This is a genomic window from Haloarcula sp. H-GB4 (assembly GCF_030848575.1).
Lineage (GTDB): Archaea > Halobacteriota > Halobacteria > Halobacteriales > Haloarculaceae > Haloarcula.
Genome location: NZ_JAVDDX010000006.1, coordinates 19641 through 34905, shown reverse-complemented (window position 1 = coordinate 34905; position 15265 = coordinate 19641). Strand labels below are relative to the sequence as shown.

Here is a 15265-nt window from a genome sequence, read left to right as displayed (position 1 = left end):
ATAGTAGCAGTCACCTCTGATTAGATGTATCGGTAGCAATCGTTGCGAAAGCGGTTTGTTACTCATAGAGATGGATGAAACGACTGCTCAGTAGATGTGCAAGCTGCTCAATTCTCCCAGAGCGTTTGGATACGTCCCTCAATAGCATCAAGAACCGTAGAGTAGACATCTAGCGGATGGCGTGATGACAGTGACAAGTCGGTGGCTTCCACTGCGGTTGGTGGTTCATGGAAGTGCAGCCGTGCATTGTGTGGATTGGGATGACAATCCCAGCGACACTCCCATCGGCTATCATCCTCGTATGTTTCAACGTAGTGGAACGAGAAATCTCCGGTCGTGAACCAGCGAATATCGAGTCGAGCCGCTACAACGGTCTCAGGATACTGTCCCACGTCGACTAAGGCGTGAAGCAGGCGAGGTTCGTAGCTGTCGGGGTCGAATTTCGTCTCGAAAATGAGTGTCTCAGTTCGAAGATGCCGGGCCAGGAGTTGTAGCGTCTGTCGGTCGGGTGGACCAGGCGACCCTGAATTCGGAGTAGTTGGGTCTGGCCCCATCTATGCCGAGATTAGGTGCCCATCGTTCTCTGCGAGCTGACGGGCGAGTTCGTACAGTCGAATATCCCGAATGACACTGCGCCACTCACTGACTGCAGTCATCCGGTCATGAATAGCCTCGTGGCTGCCGTGGTCGTAGACGTTCACAGCAGTTGGATCGGTAGCGCCAAATTCATCTTCATAGTCGGCCCGATCTTCTTCAAGCTCACTGACTCGGTTGATGATCTCTTTGACAGTCAGTTCGTCGGCAATCCGGCTGGCATCTTGCCATTCTAGATACCCCTCGTTGCGTTCGTACTGCACGGGTCGGCCGTCACGGTTCACGCTGATAATGCCCATTTTGGCCAGTCGATCAAGATGCTTTTTCGCAGCGTTCGGAGAACAATCTGCAACGTCTGCAATCTCGGCAGCGGGGGTGGGTGAAGTAATCCCCATAGCGACATCGTAGACACGACTGAACGTATCCTCCCCCTGCTGCCACCGTGGTTCGGTGGCTTTTGACTCCGGTGCCGGATCAAACTCCGTCATAAGTATTGATAGGATATGAAGCGCAATATATCTTTTCGAAAAATCAAATATATGCGTTTCTCCTCTGGGGACTCTGGAATCATAAGAACGGTGAGTTGGTCAAGCAGTAGGCACGCTATACTGACCGACACAGTCTGAATCATCAAAAATATTATGTGTAGTGCAGGGATCAAACACCGTTGGGGCCCGGTTGACCACCCCAATGGCTTCTCGCTCCTGATGAGTTGTTTTGTGAATCTCGCGTGAAGTACCTCGGGGACAAGGCCCAAGACACTCGGCCTGTTCCGCCTGTAGAACACTTCTTGCGCCCCTTCGATATCGTGATCCCAAGGCGATAACGTGCAAAGCCGAGTTATAAGGGTGACTTTCTATGTGCTACCCTGGGGTCGGGATAGGGAGATGCCGGTTGCAGAATCGCGTTCACTCGATTCCATCAGTATTGTGGCCCTCCAATCGCTGCGCGATGTCCTCAACGTCCATTTCGTCCACCTGCTCCAACCCGAGCTCGACGAGGAGCGGGTAGAAGTGCCGAGTCTTCTTTAGATCCACATCAGATTTGCTTTCCGAGAGTGCAAGATCAAGGCGCTTGAACGTGGTCGTGACCTCATCGTCGAGGTCATCATCTAAGTAGAAGCTCCTCACGTTCCATTCTTTCTTGATGTTCTGTGCTTTCTTGTTCTTCTGTGCGTTCTGTGAAGTACTTGAACTCATGTCGGTCTGTGATTTCGTATCGTTCAGTGACTCATTGTCGTCTCCGTCACCGTCAGCATCGAAGCGCCTCGACAGACGATCGTCGAGATCGTCGCCGCTCATGGCGCCACCTCTTCAGCAATCTCGGTATACACAGCCGCCATATCGACATCTTCGGCGTCGTCAGCGAACACTGACCCACCGCTCTTTACCGCACGCTTCAGGGCTGCTCGGGAACGGATGATCCATACCGGTACACGACCTTCGAACCGGTCCTCGTACCAGTCAATGCTGGATTGCTGCTCGTTATCTAGTGGGTAGCTGACGTTCGAAACGATGACTCCGAGGATGTCGATTGCGGCTCCATAGTTGTCTTCGAGAGTATCGAGTTGGCGGAGCAAGTGCGTCAGCGCCAGCTGACTGGATTCGTCGGCTTCGACCGGGACGAGAAGATTCTCCGCAGCGAGGACAACGTTGTCGTTCAGCGGTCCGAGACTTGGTGGGGAGTCGATGACCATGACGTCCCAATCATCGACACTCTCGAGAACGTCGCTGAGTCGGAGCCTGGGGCGCATTCCGGAGCCGATGAGTTCCTGCTCCAAGTGGAACATATCGATGTTTGCGGGGAGCAAGTCGTATTCGTCGTGTATGACGACGAGGTTCCGGATATCGTAGTCAGACGGCGAGTTCAAAGCGTCTGCGAAGTTCGGTGAGTCAGCCTTGTACGCCTCTTTGAAACCGAGACGGTGGGTGAGATACCCCTGTGGGTCCATGTCGATGGCCAGGACATCCAGGCCGCGATCGGCGAGCCCGCCGGCAACGTTGATCGTGTTCGTCGTTTTCGACACGCCCCCTTTCTGGTTCGTGATTCCGATTCGTTTCGTCATGTCGTTCCTATCGTTCTGTGAAGTCTGTGAGTTCAAATAACTACGTCAGACATAGGACAGGGACCATGGAATCACGAGCTTCGACGTATGGGTTCCAGAAAGCGGACGCACGCACCGTCCCTGAGTGTGACGTGATCTCCGAGAGGCACTGCACGCCAAAGCAAACAAATCGCCGAGAATGCCGTTTAGGCGCTCTCAGTGTGGCGGCTATACGGGAACTCGTTGAAGAACCTGCAAGGAAGCGCGGAAAAGCGAGACAGACCGACCTACTCAGCCGAGAAAGCCTCAATGGCATATTCCTCAGCCAACTCCACGACATCATAGACGTGAATCCCCGATTTGAACCATAGCACGCGGTCGTCCATCCCGTCGAAATCCGCAGACGAACAGTCTAATCGCTCAGACACAGCGACAATGAGATTATCTCGGTTTGCCTCGCGTATCTTCGCCAACTTCTCAGCAAGGTACTCTGGTGTCCAGAAGCCAACGATCTCGAATATAACTCGCCGGCCGTCTGAATGTTCGATGGCGAAGTCTGGGAGCATAACCTCCGCACCTAAGTCCAGCACGTCATCCTCTTGTATGAGTTCCCAATCCGTGTTCGCGCGCTCCCACTTCTGTGCAAGTGTCCGTTCCACATCAGAGTCGAAGTCGCTCTGCGCAGCGTAGTGTGAAGACAGGTCGTCAGTGTCATCAAGCGCAAATGAAAGCGTTTGAGTCGTCGATCCACCCCCATCATCCAGAATGTCGGCCTCCATCTCCCACCGATCACATAACGGCAGTGCGGGCAAAAAGTTCGCCATCCGTATCCCATACTTCCGTGATTTCGAAAAGAGAGACGCTGCCCCGTCTAAGATAGCTTCGTATCCGTCTGCTGCATCGGTACTCCCCACGCGATTGCCGTTGCTGTCGATTGGATAGATACGGTGCATCAACCCGAACAACTTCACGTAACTGAATACCGTCGCAAACGAGTCCCAGACTCGCACCCGCATCTCGGTAGCATCGTAGAGGACAGCCTGTGCTAACGCGAGATTATAGCGGGTGAGAAGCCAGTCAGGCGTAATTGTATCCGCTGCATATGATTCCTCACTATCACCCGTCAGTTGAGTCGTGGTTGAGGACTCCGCCGCATCTTGGCATTCATCGGAAACACGGTGTCCAAACCGAACAAGTCGTTTGTGTTCCTCCAAGTCGGCGTACATCCCCTGGTGGCACTCTTCGAGTGTGATACCCAGCGCATCAGCAACGGAACTGTACACTTCTAACTTCTGCGTGTCCTCACCGAGCGTGGGCTGGCGAACAATCGGATACGACTCATTTGCCTTCTCGAACAATCGCTGACGAATCTCATGTGGCTCAACTGGAGCAACCGTCTCGAACTCACACTCATCTTTCAGCAGTTTCGCCAGTCCTTGGACGACTTTGTAGTCCGTATCTGCGATGGTGAGTTGGTCAATAGTGTCCTCCAGATCACCTTTCGGTTCACCGAGATGGGCCTCAAAAATCTGAATGAGTTCCTCGGCTGTCTCCCGATACTGCTGCTCGCTGGCGTCAATGAACAGCGGCGTGATAGTATCCTCATGTGTCCGTGAGCGTGCAAGATTAGCTGTCAGCATTCGCTGCCACCCCCTGTCGTCGCTGCTCAGAAACATATGTTTCCACCGTGTCTTCAGCAATAATCTCGTAGAGACGGGCGGGTTGCCTGTCGTCCGTCGGTCGGAGAATCCGACCTAGCCGTTGCGCATACTGCCGTTTTGAGGCACTTCCAGAGAGAATGATACCCACGTTTGCAGAGGGAACGTCAATACCTTCGTCCAGTACCTGTGACGTAGCCAACATCGAGTACTCGCCCGTCCGAAACCGCTCCAAGATCTCTGTGCGTTCGTCGGTCTCAGTTTGGTGTGTGATACAGGGGACGACAAACTCTTGGGAGATCTCGTACGCGAACTCATTGTTGGCTGTGAAGATGATGGTTCGGTCGTTGTAGTGTCGCTTCAGGAGATTGTCAAGGGTATCCAGTTTCTTTTCAGCAGTACGGGCGATGTTTTCCGCCCGTTGCTTGGCAATAAGCGCCCGTCGTCCCTGCGGGTCATACGACGTGCGTTTGAGGAACTCCTGATATCCGTTCTCCTTCCAGAGCTCGAAATCGTGGCTGTCCACGTAGTCACGGTATATCTGGTACTCCTCGTCGTACGTTGTCCGTTCCTCGTCTGTGAGTTCGACTTGGAGATGAATGGTCTCGTATTCGCTGAGATACTCCCCAGCAAGTTCATCAACCGCTTCCCGATAGACAACCGTTCCAAGCAAGTCCTCCAATTCTTCGTGTGCTCCATCGGCACGCTCGTACGTAGCTGTGAGTCCGAGTCGATACGGTGCAATCGTCATCTCGGGGATCTGCTGATATGTCGGCGCTGGTAGGTGGTGTACCTCGTCTACAACGAGAAGCCCGAACTGATCGCCATACTCGTTGATATAGCGGTAGGCAGAGTCGTAGGTTGTCACCGTGATGTCCGCTATATTATGGCTGCCACCACCGAGAACGCCCACACCGTCTGGGAGCTGGTCACCGAAAGCGTTGGTGAGAGTCGCGTGCCACTGGTTCATCAGGTCGATGGTTGGCACAACCACGAGCGTACTCACGCCTGCATCCGCAATAGCTTGGACAGCGAGGAACGTTTTCCCGCTCCCTGTTGGAAGAATAACACTCCCCTGTCGGCCATTGTCCTGCCACGCCGAGAGAGCGTCTTGCTGGTACTCCCGTGGTTCGATAGCGACAGACGGTGTGAGATAGAAGTCTGAGTAGGCACGAGCGTCGTCCTCTATCTCATCGACAGTCGCTGTGGATTCTTCGAGGGTCACTTGTCCATCGGACTCGGTTGCCCACTTTCGGATAGGACGATAGTGCTGTGCCTGCGCCCGATGCTCGCCGACGCGGTCATCCCATTCGGCATACGGCACAGCCTCAGGCGCGTCTTCAAGCAAAAGCGTGCCATCATCGAATGAGAGACGCATTCACCTCTCTCTATGTAGGTTGGATACTTGTCCTTGCTGGGGTAGCACACCAATAGGGAGGACTACATTGGGATGTCGTCAGCGATTGAGCGAAGGTCGCTCTTTGTCGGCTGTCGTCCAATGTCGACGGAGTAGTCGCCGACCCAGAATCGAAACTGCTGGTGGTCAACATCGAAGTGGAGTCCACAGGAGACGTCTGGTTCTGCCTGCTCGTACTCGGACTTGCTCACGTTCTCGCCCTCTTGAAGCGTCTCAAGCAGGTACTCGGCGGCGTGTGGGCGTTGGTTCATCGCCAAGATATGAGCGGTTGCCACGTGTTTCAGCACTTCTCCACCTGTGTCGTATCTGTCGCCAACCAGATAGAATTCTCCGCTGAACTCGTAGGATTCGACGTGGATGCTGAGAGCATATGTCTCGGCCATACGTGATTGTCGTCATTCTGTGACACAAACATTACGCCCCAGTTGGTGCTAGGACAAGTAATGACAACAGACCGCCGTCCTGACGAAATTGAGTTGGATAGGCCTAATAAGAAGCATGTTATCAAAAGATACGCGACTTGCAGAACGCGGGAGAGGCATTTTAATTGTCTGTCTGGGTCGACGCCACATCGAGACCAGTAAACTCAATCTGTGCTCCGCCACTGGGGCTCTCTGCTATGGTTGCATCCCAGTCATGGGCGTCAGCAATCTGCTTGACGATTGAGAGTCCGAATCCGGTACCGCTTCTTGTGCTTGTATAGCCGTCAGTGAAAATCTGGTCACGTTCTACTGGATCAATTCCCGGTCCGTCGTCGCTAACGAAGAATCCATTTGTAAGTGTACCAACTGTGACTGTCACGTCTGTACCAGCGTGAGTCACTGCATTGGCAAAGAGATTCTCAAGAAGTTGGCGGACGCGTCCTGAGTCAGCCTCAAACTCCATATCGTCATTTATCATCAGTTCAGCATCAGCGGTCTCCAGAACGTCCCAGCAGTCATCAGCGAGTGATGCAAGCGAAACTATCTCTGTGTCGTCGATTAGTTGTCCCTCTTGGGCGAGCATGAGCACATCATCAATGAGTGTCTCCATCCGGTCAAGTGCCCTATAGCCCCGGTCAAGATGGTTGACATCAGTCGTTTTGCGAACGCCATCAAGTGTCCCTCGTAAAACCTGCAGTGGATTCCGGAGATCATGTGTGACAGTCTGTGCGAACTCCTCAAGCTGCTGGTTCTGTCTCGTAAGCTTCTGTGTCCGGTCACGGAGGAGTTTTTCTCGGGCGACACGCTCTAACGCTGTCTCAAGAGTCGAAGCAAGAATCCAGCCAAACCGCTTATCTGTCCTGTCAAACGCGTCTGGCGTTTTAGCTGCGAACACGAGGAGTCCGTACGACTCCAGTGGATACAACAACGCACTGCGGGCTGGGGTATCTGATGGGAGCGCTGGGTGGTCGCTCGCGTCGCCCACATATTCTGGTGTGCCTGAATCGTACACATCCCACAGAAAGCTACTGATGGGGTCACCATCTGTACCATATGTGAAGCCATCGTACGTGCTAAATTCCGCTGCGAGTGCGTCAGTCGTAGAGAGGGGGCGTAAGACTTCTTCGCGCTCGTCTTCCTGAATAAACCCAGAGAGACTCGTTCCAAGAATCTCGGCTGCGGCATCAACAGTAAGATCAACCGTCTTAGCCGTGGTCGTAGTTTGCATTAGAGCACTTGTTCGCTCTTGGAGAAGCGCAAGCCGCCGCTCTCGTTCGACACGATCAAGCGCACTCTTTGCATTTTCCGCAAGGAGTTGCCCTAACGAGACATCAGTATCATCGAAATCGCCACGCTGGGTTGAATTCGCAAGGAGAATACCGTATGCCCCAAGCGGGAGATACAATCCGCTTCGGAACTCCGTCTCAGGATTGTACAGATTATCAGCGGTGTGGATGTCGTCGTATTGTCTGATCTCACCAGACTGAAACGTTTCCCAAGCAATCCCGTGATCAAAAGTCACTAACTCATCGGTAACACGCTGTGTTCGGTCTGACACAGCTACGGGTTTTAGCCCACCTGCCTGTTCATCATAGAAGTGGACACCATTCACCTCGAAATCAAGAATAGCGTCTGCTGTGTCGCTGGTGATCTGCGCGACTTCTTGTTTCGTTTTGGCATCGTACAAGTCATGAGTCGCTTCGTGAAGCTTCTCAAGACGGCGCTCGCGTCGATGACGATCGGTGATATCTGTGAGCGAGCAAACGACACTCTCCACAGACCCCTCATTCATGACTGGTGCACCGTTCACAGCGAGTACACGCTTCCTCCCATCGGGCCACCTGATTGTATGTCGGTCCTGAACTTGTTCACCATCATATAGGACACGCGCGAATGGTAATTCGTGATCAGGGATCGGGTTCCCGTCAAGATCTTTGATATCCCATTCAGGATCGTTATACGCGCGCTCTTCTAGTTCTGATTGTTTTAACCCGAGGACTGTCTCAGCTCTGTCGTTCGCAAAAATAAATTGACCGTCCCGATTAAGTTGAACTACACAACTCGGGACGGTCTTCAGGACCTGTTCGAACCGGCGACGCTCTCGCGTTGCCTCAATCACAGTTTCGTTAGCTGTGACGACGTTACTGATACTATCTGCTAGCAGTTCAGATTGGGGGTCAGTTTTTGCCTTCTGAAGATAATCAGAGACACCTGCAGTGACGGCCTCACCGGCAATTGACTCACTCCCGTGCTCAGTGAACAGAATGAATGGGAGAGTAGGGTAGTTACGCTGAATCTGGTCAAAAAGTTCAAGTCCCGTACTGTTCGAGAGTCGATACTCTGAGACGATGCAGTCGTATCCATCATTACTGAGCGCCTGGAATGCAGAGGCCGATCCGAGAACAGTTGTGACCTCTAGCTGATTGTTCACCTGTTCAAGCTGTTCAGCTGTTTTACGTGCGAACTCCAAGTCTCGCTCAACGTATAACACCTGAACAACATCATCCATAGGGCCAAAATGGCTGCAAGCTACTAGAATGTTGCTTCAGATGTAGCTTGAAACGAAAATATATGATGTCAACACGACACCATTCAGTGGTTAAATTAGCGGATGCGTGGGACTGTCTGCTATCGGTCTGATGCCTATTGCTGATGGCGGCGAATCTCGTCGCGAACGATAGTGCGGATCTCTTGCTCTGGAATGGTTGTCTCACTGGGGATGTCAGGTTCCTCAAGTGGCTCCAGTTGTTGTACAGCGGCTTGGAGTCGGTCATCAGCAGCCTCACCATGGAAGTAGAGGTCACGACGGTCATCGTGGAGAGACCGGAGCGTTGACTCAGCGACTGGGGTTCCATCAGCCGCTTCGGGATAGGTGTAGCCTTGCTCGACGCGCTCGAGCGCTCGTCGAACGGTCAGGAACTCGTTGGTATTAACACGGAGATAGCCGTCTTCGACGTCGAATCCAGTGGGCGGCCGTCCGGTCCATCGGCCAGCGTCTTTCGCGGCGTCAATACCGGACTGAATCCGACGGAGCTTCTGTTTGTGCTCTACGCGTGCGAGGTCACCCATTACACCGGCAATAAGCTGGCTCACCGCCCTATCGACAAGATCATCCTCAAGGCTGATTTCGAGGCCAACCTCCAGGTCCTGAATGCCAGTTTCATGACTGAGACAGAATTCGAGGAATTTGTGGATTTCACCGGCACCGAGTCGAGACAGTCGTGAGAGTTCGTGGACGATGATAGTGTCAAGATGCCCGGCTTCGATATCTCCGCGGAGTCGTTGGTACTCGTCTCCGCGATCAGTCTCGGTCCCGCTGATGATGTCTGCATATTCGTGAACCTCTGGGTCATCGTATGTGTCTTGAGCGAATGCACGCAGTTCGTCAAGCTGTCGTTGTGGGTCTTGGTCTGTTGTTGAGACACGGGCGTAGATCCCGATTTCAGACATACTTCCTGCGGCGGGGGCTGAATATTTAAACTACCCACCTTTTTGCGGATCAGTAGAAAGCACTAACTTTCTGCTATTTTCCGGCCCTATTGATATTCTCAACTACTGACAATATTGTCTGAGGCATACAGAGGGAGAGTTCAGCACAGTCTTGTGGTGTGCTACTCGTTTTCGTTTCTGGTCGAACGCCGCAGCGTATGTGACACTATCTCCCGCCGCTCTTATGCAAAGCTGCGGAAAGACCGTAACGTTACACTGGGCCGGCGCTAATTTGGCGATATGTCTTCAGCTCAGCCAGCGTTCTGCGGGATGTTTCGGCAGCTGATTGAGCTCGGCATCGTCGAGGTCAACACGGAGGCGTCGATGCCGACGACACTGTTCGTCGGACGGAGGGCGACCGAGAGATTGAGCAGGATACGCCAAACCGCCATATCGAGTCGATTGAACATCTTACATAACGTCGAAGGCGTCGGAAGTTCCTCAAGGTCGATAGCGCTCCGAATCTGAGGCATCTCAATAAGTTCGTCAAGAAGCGTCCGGTACGTGGTATTCTTTCGCACCTTGGGACAGAGCAATACGATGTGCTGGTGTAACATGTAGTGTCGTTTTGAGCACTTTGAGGAGTAGCGAGGGAGAGTTCGCCGGGCCAAGTGAACCGCTTGTTCGACAAACTGGAGTTATCGTGACTTCGGGAGAGCCTGCATTCGGTCACACTTCCGGGCACACGTGTAAATCTCTGAGGATTTCAACAGAGCCGGTACGGTGTAAAGGGGGTCAACCACGGGTCCTGAGTGAAACTGAAAGTAAGAGACCGCGATTGGATTGTTTTCCAGAACGACAGAAAACCGTCACTTACGCAAACAAGCAGGCCAACTGAATCTCACAGACCAGACCGCAAATACCACGCCTGCTCAGGTTTTATGTACGAACCTAAATATAGTACAGTAAAGAGATGTCTGAATCTGGGTCGTTTACTGAACTCAATCTTCCTCGGGTAATTGATACATCTACCACCGATTTCATCGACGAATTCTATGACCCCTTGTTATCACGGTCAATTCGCTACCGCCGTGGAGTAGGGTATTTCACCTCAAATTGGGTTAGATCTGCAGCTCGGGGGATTGCCGAACTCGCTGAGAATGACGGTACCGTAGAGTGGATCGTAAGTCCGAAATTACAGAAAGAGGATTGGGAAGCCTTTAAAAGCGGGGACAAAGCCAAACGTGAGCATCTATTTGAGGAATCCCTGGATAAAACGATCTCAAACCTCCGATATGAATTGGAATATGATACCAGAAATGCTGTTGCCTGGATGATCGCAGATGGGCTTTTAGAAATCAAATTAGCAGTTCCTTCAAATAAGCTATCCGGTGATTTTCATGATAAGTTTGGAGTCATGTATGATAAGAATAAAAATCGAGTTGCATTCCATGGATCACAGAATGATAGCCAACAATCTCTACAGAATTACGAAGCATATACAATCGATTGTGATTGGATCAGTGATCGTGAACAGGCGGGTGTAGATCAACAGGAACAGCGGTTTGAGCGGCTATGGAATGGCAAAGATGAGAACATAGAGATCTATTCGATCCCCGAAAGCATAGCCAATGATATCGCAGAATTGCGGGATACGGAAAATCGGCCATATAGTCCACCGCAATCAGCTCCGGATCAGGATATGAACATACAACTTAGAGAGTATCAGCAAGACGCAGTGGATGCATGGTTTGTTAACGATTGCCAGGGGCTATTCCAGATGGCAACTGGGACCGGTAAAACGTTCACGGCACTTGCTGCTCTCATAGAATACATTGACACTGTAGAATCTCCGCTATTGTGTATAATAGCTGTCCCACAGAATCATTTGGCTCGGCAATGGGACGAAGAAATGGAAATATTTGGATTGGACTCTCCCAAATATATCTATGGCTCAGAGAACCGGGACTGGAAGCAAGATCTCTCGAGGATTGTTTCAGATATAAAACTCGAAATCACCGAGTATGAATGTCTAATTACCACACACAAGACTTTATCTAGCGAGGCCTTCCGCAAGAAGATTGATGGGTTGACAGAGGATGTAATCCTCATAGCAGATGAAGTTCATGGCTTAGGTTCTGAGCATCAACAACAAGGATTATTAGAATCGTATAACGCCCGTATTGGCCTGTCTGCAACGCCTGAGCGACATTATGATGAAGAAGGGACGAACTTTTTGATAGATTATTTTGGCGGGGTTACCTTCGAGTATACATTAGAAGAGGCGATTCCAGAATATCTCACACCGTATGAATATCATCCGATAATTGTTGAGATGGATGAAGACGAACTAGAGGAGTACCGAACTATGACGGGAAAGGTAGCGGCCGCACACGGAGATGATGAGGTTTCTGATGAAGTTGAGCAGATATTGCAATCTCAGCGTGCTTCTATCGTAAAGTCAGCAATTAGAAAGTACGATGCGTTGCGGAATATCCTTGATTCCATGACCGATGTCAGGAACCTTCTGGTTTACACTAATCCTGACCAAATAGATACAGTCGGGGAAATCCTGAATGAGTATGGGGTTATCCATCATAAGTTCACATATGAAGAAGATAATGACCTTCGAGATGAACTCTTAGAGCGTTTTGGGAAGGGTGAATGGCAGGCACTCGTGGCCATGAAATGTTTAGACGAAGGGGTAGACGTGCCTGAAACAAGGACTGCAATTCTGATGTCTAACAGTGGGAACCCGATGCAGTTTGTCCAACGGCGTGGTCGGGTGCTACGCCAGGCAGAAGGGAAAGATCATGCGACAATATATGACCTACTAGTTGTCCCAACAAAGAACCCCGATGAAGAAATCAAGAAATCCGAGAAGAATATACTGAAGAAGGAGATTCGTAGGTTTGAGGAGTTCGCTTCAACGGCTAACAATGAGCACTCGGCCCGGAACAAGCTGGAGGATCTTCGGATTTCGTACGGAATCTGATACTAGAACATTATTACGTAGCAATATAATAACCAACAACATGCACGACTCGGAGGTACATTCTCTTATTATGGAACGGCTAAGTGAGGTCGAGGATGAGGATATGAGATCATTTCTGGAGAGTGTACTTCGACATGAACGCAACATCCTAGATGACCCTCGCGGAGAATATACGGAAGAGTACAAATCACTAGTTGATGATCACAGCAACGTAGATGCCTCCGATACTAATGAATAACATACAGATTTTTGAGCTGATCCTGAAAGACTATCGTCAGTACAAAGACAAAACGGAAATACCCCTTGAGGTGACGTCTGAAAAAAATATCAATGTAATAGAAGGACAAAACGGTGCTGGAAAGTCGAATATTTTGAATGCTATAACCTTGTGCTTCTACCGGGAGGAAGCTCATACGGATTCAAGAGGTGGAGCGGAACTAGAAACTGATCCGTATATCTCTAAACGCAAGCTTGAATCCTTAGATCCGGGGGAATCAGCGGAAGGATACGTAGAAATCAGGCTTGGGAAAGATAAACCAAAATATGCGTTTCGCCGAACGTTCACGACAGTCAAGCAGTCGTCGGTTGGGCCAGATGGCGAACCTGAGTACACAAATTCACTGGGCGAACTCACACTTCGGCAACGATTCGGTGGTAATGACTGGGAGCCAATTGCCGAACCTGAAAACATTCTTCATGAAATTCTCCCGACTCGAGTCCATCAATACTTCCTTTTTGACGGTGAGCAACTCGACGAATTTTTTGAAGAAGGATATGCGGACCGAGTCAAAGAGGCGGTCCTTGATGTTTCACATGTTGAGCTATTGAACGAGGCCGATGATCATCTTGAGGAAGTCAAACGTGATTACGAAAAAGAAACTTCCAGTAGTGGTGAGGATGTCGCAAATTTGGAAGATCGAAAAGAAAAAGCTGAACAGGAACTTGAGCGATTAGAAAGCGAACGGAAAACCCTAAAAGAAGATATAGGTGAGGCAAAGAGTAAAATTCAATCTATCAATGACTCTCTCTCTGGTAGTGGGGATGATGATGTCCGAGAAAAGCAACAACGACGTGAATATCTTGAGGGAAAAGTTGAGGAAAAAGAGGACCAGCTGACTCAGAATAGGGCAAATGTCGGTAGTAGTTTGGCTCAAGCTGGAGCAGTATCTTTCAACTCAGACGCAATTTCCTACGCGATTGAGGCAATAGAAGAATATGAAGCCTCAGATGACGGTTTACAAGGAGTGAGTGAGGAGCTAATTGAGGGACTTCTCTCACAGGAGCGCTGTATTTGTGGGGCTGATCTCACAGAAGGTACAGACGCACATGCGGAAATCACGAGTATCGAAGATGAGATTCGATCGAATGGCCACTCCGAGATCTCTGGGAAACTTCGAATCCAACGGGCACTCTCACAAGGAGAATCGTATGTAAACGAGCTGCTTGAAGATAAGAAAGAGCTCAATGAAACACAAGATTGGATTGACGAAAAAGAGTCAGAGCTATTTCGGATCGCAAGTCAGCTCGAGGACATAGACACAATAGATAACGAAAAAGCAGTTGAATTGGAAAAACAACGCCAACGAATTTCCGAAAGGATTGATGAAATGAATCAAGAGTTGGGAGAATTGAATGGCAAAATTGAGTCTCAAGAACAGGTCATAGACGACCGCCGGGAGGAATGGCGTGAGGCTGCTAAACAAAAGAAAGAAAATCAAAAATTAGTGGAAAAGAGCTTGTTTATCAGTGATGCATCGGATGAAATCAATGACATTAAGGAAGACATTTTAGGTCAAGTTCGTTCACAAACTGAAGAGAGACTGGAGCAGTATTACAACGACCTAATTTGGAAAGATGACGATTATGAGATTGTTTTGACTGATAAATACGAAGTGAAATTATATGATGCCGATGGACGGAAGAATTTGGGATCCTTGGCTGCTGGAGAACGTCAGGTGCTTGCGCTCTCATTCATGACAGCACTCTCCAAGATATCGGGTTTTAGCGCACCAATCATTATCGATACCCCATTGGGACGTATTTCAAGCGAGCCAAAAAAGCTGATTGCTCAAAATGTTCCAGACTATCTGGAGGACACTCAGGTAACCTTCCTGATGACGGACGTCGAATACAGTGAGGATGTTCGTGCATTTATCGCGGATGAAGTGGCTAATGAATACCATTTAGACTACCAGGCTGGTGTTACGGAGGTGGTTGAACGATGAGTAATACTAAGACGGAAAGTGACTATGAATCTACTGAGCCGCGCCGTGACATCCATATAGAGCGTGAACAACATGATATGTTCACGGAACTCCAAGAATCCGAGAATTCGCCACTATACCAGGCTGAAAATCACGAGATTTTCGTCTTCTGTGTAGGGTATGGGCGCAAATATGCAATGCGCCAAACCACAAATGATGAGCTCGCATTTTTTGGCCGTTCTCGACTTTCTGATACCCAGCAAGCAATTATAGAGGCAGTAGCTGTAGAAGAGGAGCGCAATCCCCAGGTTCTCCGTGATCAACGGTCAGTCTATCGTATCGCAGAAGAGTATGCGAATGCTGGTGTCGAGGAAGTATATAACCGAGTCTTTGGTCCAAAAGATGAGGATCCATTGAGTGAATTGACATTAGAAATCAAAGAAGAATGGGAAGAGCAATGATTCGAAATAAGTTCACAGGTTGTAGAAGTAGACCAGGCTAC

General features: G+C 50.2%; 12 protein-coding genes and 1 pseudogene. 3 read left to right on the top strand and 10 right to left on the bottom strand.

Annotated features, from left to right (window positions below; genetic code table 11):
• Positions 1 to 107: 107 nt before the first annotated feature.
• From RBH20_RS21435 to RBH20_RS20170, 10 genes and pseudogenes are all read right to left on the bottom strand, one after another.
• Positions 108 to 554: a hypothetical protein gene (locus RBH20_RS21435; RefSeq protein ID WP_121578396.1), complete on the bottom strand. Its 447-nt coding sequence runs from the start codon at positions 552 to 554 to the stop codon at positions 108 to 110.
• A complete protein-coding gene (locus RBH20_RS20210) occupies positions 555 to 1082 on the bottom strand; it encodes a helix-turn-helix domain-containing protein (protein WP_121578397.1) in 528 nt (175 codons plus the stop codon). It lies immediately after the preceding gene.
• A 420-nt stretch (positions 1083 to 1502) separates the two neighbouring features.
• On the bottom strand, positions 1503 to 1895 hold the full coding sequence (locus tag RBH20_RS20205; protein WP_121578398.1) for a hypothetical protein: 393 nt from the start codon (positions 1893 to 1895) through the stop codon (positions 1503 to 1505).
• Complete coding sequence (locus RBH20_RS20200; RefSeq protein WP_121578399.1) at positions 1892 to 2659, bottom strand: ParA family protein; 768 nt, start codon at positions 2657 to 2659, stop codon at positions 1892 to 1894. The genes RBH20_RS20205 and RBH20_RS20200 overlap by 4 nt, the downstream gene beginning before the upstream one ends.
• A 266-nt stretch (positions 2660 to 2925) precedes the next feature.
• Complete coding sequence (locus RBH20_RS20195; RefSeq protein ID WP_306712068.1) at positions 2926 to 4278, bottom strand: DUF790 family protein; 1353 nt, start codon at positions 4276 to 4278, stop codon at positions 2926 to 2928.
• On the bottom strand, positions 4265 to 5674 hold the full coding sequence (locus RBH20_RS20190; protein ID WP_306712067.1) for a DEAD/DEAH box helicase family protein: 1410 nt from the start codon (positions 5672 to 5674) through the stop codon (positions 4265 to 4267). Before RBH20_RS20190 ends, RBH20_RS20195 begins: the two co-directional genes overlap by 14 nt.
• 62 nt (positions 5675 to 5736) lie before the next feature.
• Positions 5737 to 6096 (bottom strand): hypothetical protein, encoded by a 360-nt coding sequence (locus RBH20_RS20185; RefSeq protein ID WP_306712065.1) that lies wholly within the window; start codon positions 6094 to 6096, stop codon positions 5737 to 5739.
• A 160-nt stretch (positions 6097 to 6256) separates the two neighbouring features.
• Positions 6257 to 8644, bottom strand: a complete 2388-nt coding sequence (locus RBH20_RS20180; RefSeq protein WP_306712063.1) for a GAF domain-containing protein — start codon at positions 8642 to 8644, stop codon at positions 6257 to 6259.
• A 134-nt stretch (positions 8645 to 8778) separates the two neighbouring features.
• A complete protein-coding gene (locus RBH20_RS20175; RefSeq protein WP_306712061.1) occupies positions 8779 to 9585 on the bottom strand; it encodes a recombinase family protein in 807 nt (268 codons plus the stop codon).
• Positions 9586 to 9938: 353 nt separating this feature from the next.
• A pseudogene (locus RBH20_RS20170) lies at positions 9939 to 10235 on the bottom strand (IS5/IS1182 family transposase); the annotation flags it as partial.
• Between the two features lie 302 nt (positions 10236 to 10537).
• On the opposite strand from RBH20_RS20170, the gene RBH20_RS20165 reads away from it, so the two are divergent.
• The 3 genes from RBH20_RS20165 to RBH20_RS20155 all read left to right on the top strand — a co-directional run bounded on the left by RBH20_RS20165 (position 10538) and on the right by RBH20_RS20155 (position 15224).
• Positions 10538 to 12559 (top strand): DEAD/DEAH box helicase family protein, encoded by a 2022-nt coding sequence (locus RBH20_RS20165; protein ID WP_306712059.1) that lies wholly within the window; start codon positions 10538 to 10540, stop codon positions 12557 to 12559.
• 230 nt (positions 12560 to 12789) lie between these two features.
• Positions 12790 to 14784 (top strand): AAA family ATPase, encoded by a 1995-nt coding sequence (locus RBH20_RS20160; RefSeq protein ID WP_306712058.1) that lies wholly within the window; start codon positions 12790 to 12792, stop codon positions 14782 to 14784.
• Complete coding sequence (locus tag RBH20_RS20155) at positions 14781 to 15224, top strand: hypothetical protein (protein ID WP_306712057.1); 444 nt, start codon at positions 14781 to 14783, stop codon at positions 15222 to 15224. Before RBH20_RS20160 ends, RBH20_RS20155 begins: the two co-directional genes overlap by 4 nt.
• Positions 15225 to 15265 lie beyond the last annotated feature (41 nt).

Coding starts and splice junctions, on each gene's coding strand:
- RBH20_RS20190 (WP_306712067.1), bottom strand. CDS start 5,674: ATGCGTCTCTCATTCGATGATGGCACGCTTTTGCTTGAAGACGCGCCT.
- RBH20_RS20210 (WP_121578397.1), bottom strand. CDS start 1,082: ATGACGGAGTTTGATCCGGCACCGGAGTCAAAAGCCACCGAACCACGG.
- RBH20_RS21435 (WP_121578396.1), bottom strand. CDS start 554: ATGGGGCCAGACCCAACTACTCCGAATTCAGGGTCGCCTGGTCCACCC.
- RBH20_RS20155 (WP_306712057.1), top strand. CDS start 14,781: ATGAGTAATACTAAGACGGAAAGTGACTATGAATCTACTGAGCCGCGC.
- RBH20_RS20200 (WP_121578399.1), bottom strand. CDS start 2,659: ATGACGAAACGAATCGGAATCACGAACCAGAAAGGGGGCGTGTCGAAA.
- RBH20_RS20165 (WP_306712059.1), top strand. CDS start 10,538: ATGTCTGAATCTGGGTCGTTTACTGAACTCAATCTTCCTCGGGTAATT.
- RBH20_RS20175 (WP_306712061.1), bottom strand. CDS start 9,585: ATGTCTGAAATCGGGATCTACGCCCGTGTCTCAACAACAGACCAAGAC.
- RBH20_RS20185 (WP_306712065.1), bottom strand. CDS start 6,096: ATGGCCGAGACATATGCTCTCAGCATCCACGTCGAATCCTACGAGTTC.
- RBH20_RS20205 (WP_121578398.1), bottom strand. CDS start 1,895: ATGAGCGGCGACGATCTCGACGATCGTCTGTCGAGGCGCTTCGATGCT.
- RBH20_RS20195 (WP_306712068.1), bottom strand. CDS start 4,278: ATGCTGACAGCTAATCTTGCACGCTCACGGACACATGAGGATACTATC.
- RBH20_RS20180 (WP_306712063.1), bottom strand. CDS start 8,644: ATGGATGATGTTGTTCAGGTGTTATACGTTGAGCGAGACTTGGAGTTC.
- RBH20_RS20160 (WP_306712058.1), top strand. CDS start 12,790: ATGAATAACATACAGATTTTTGAGCTGATCCTGAAAGACTATCGTCAG.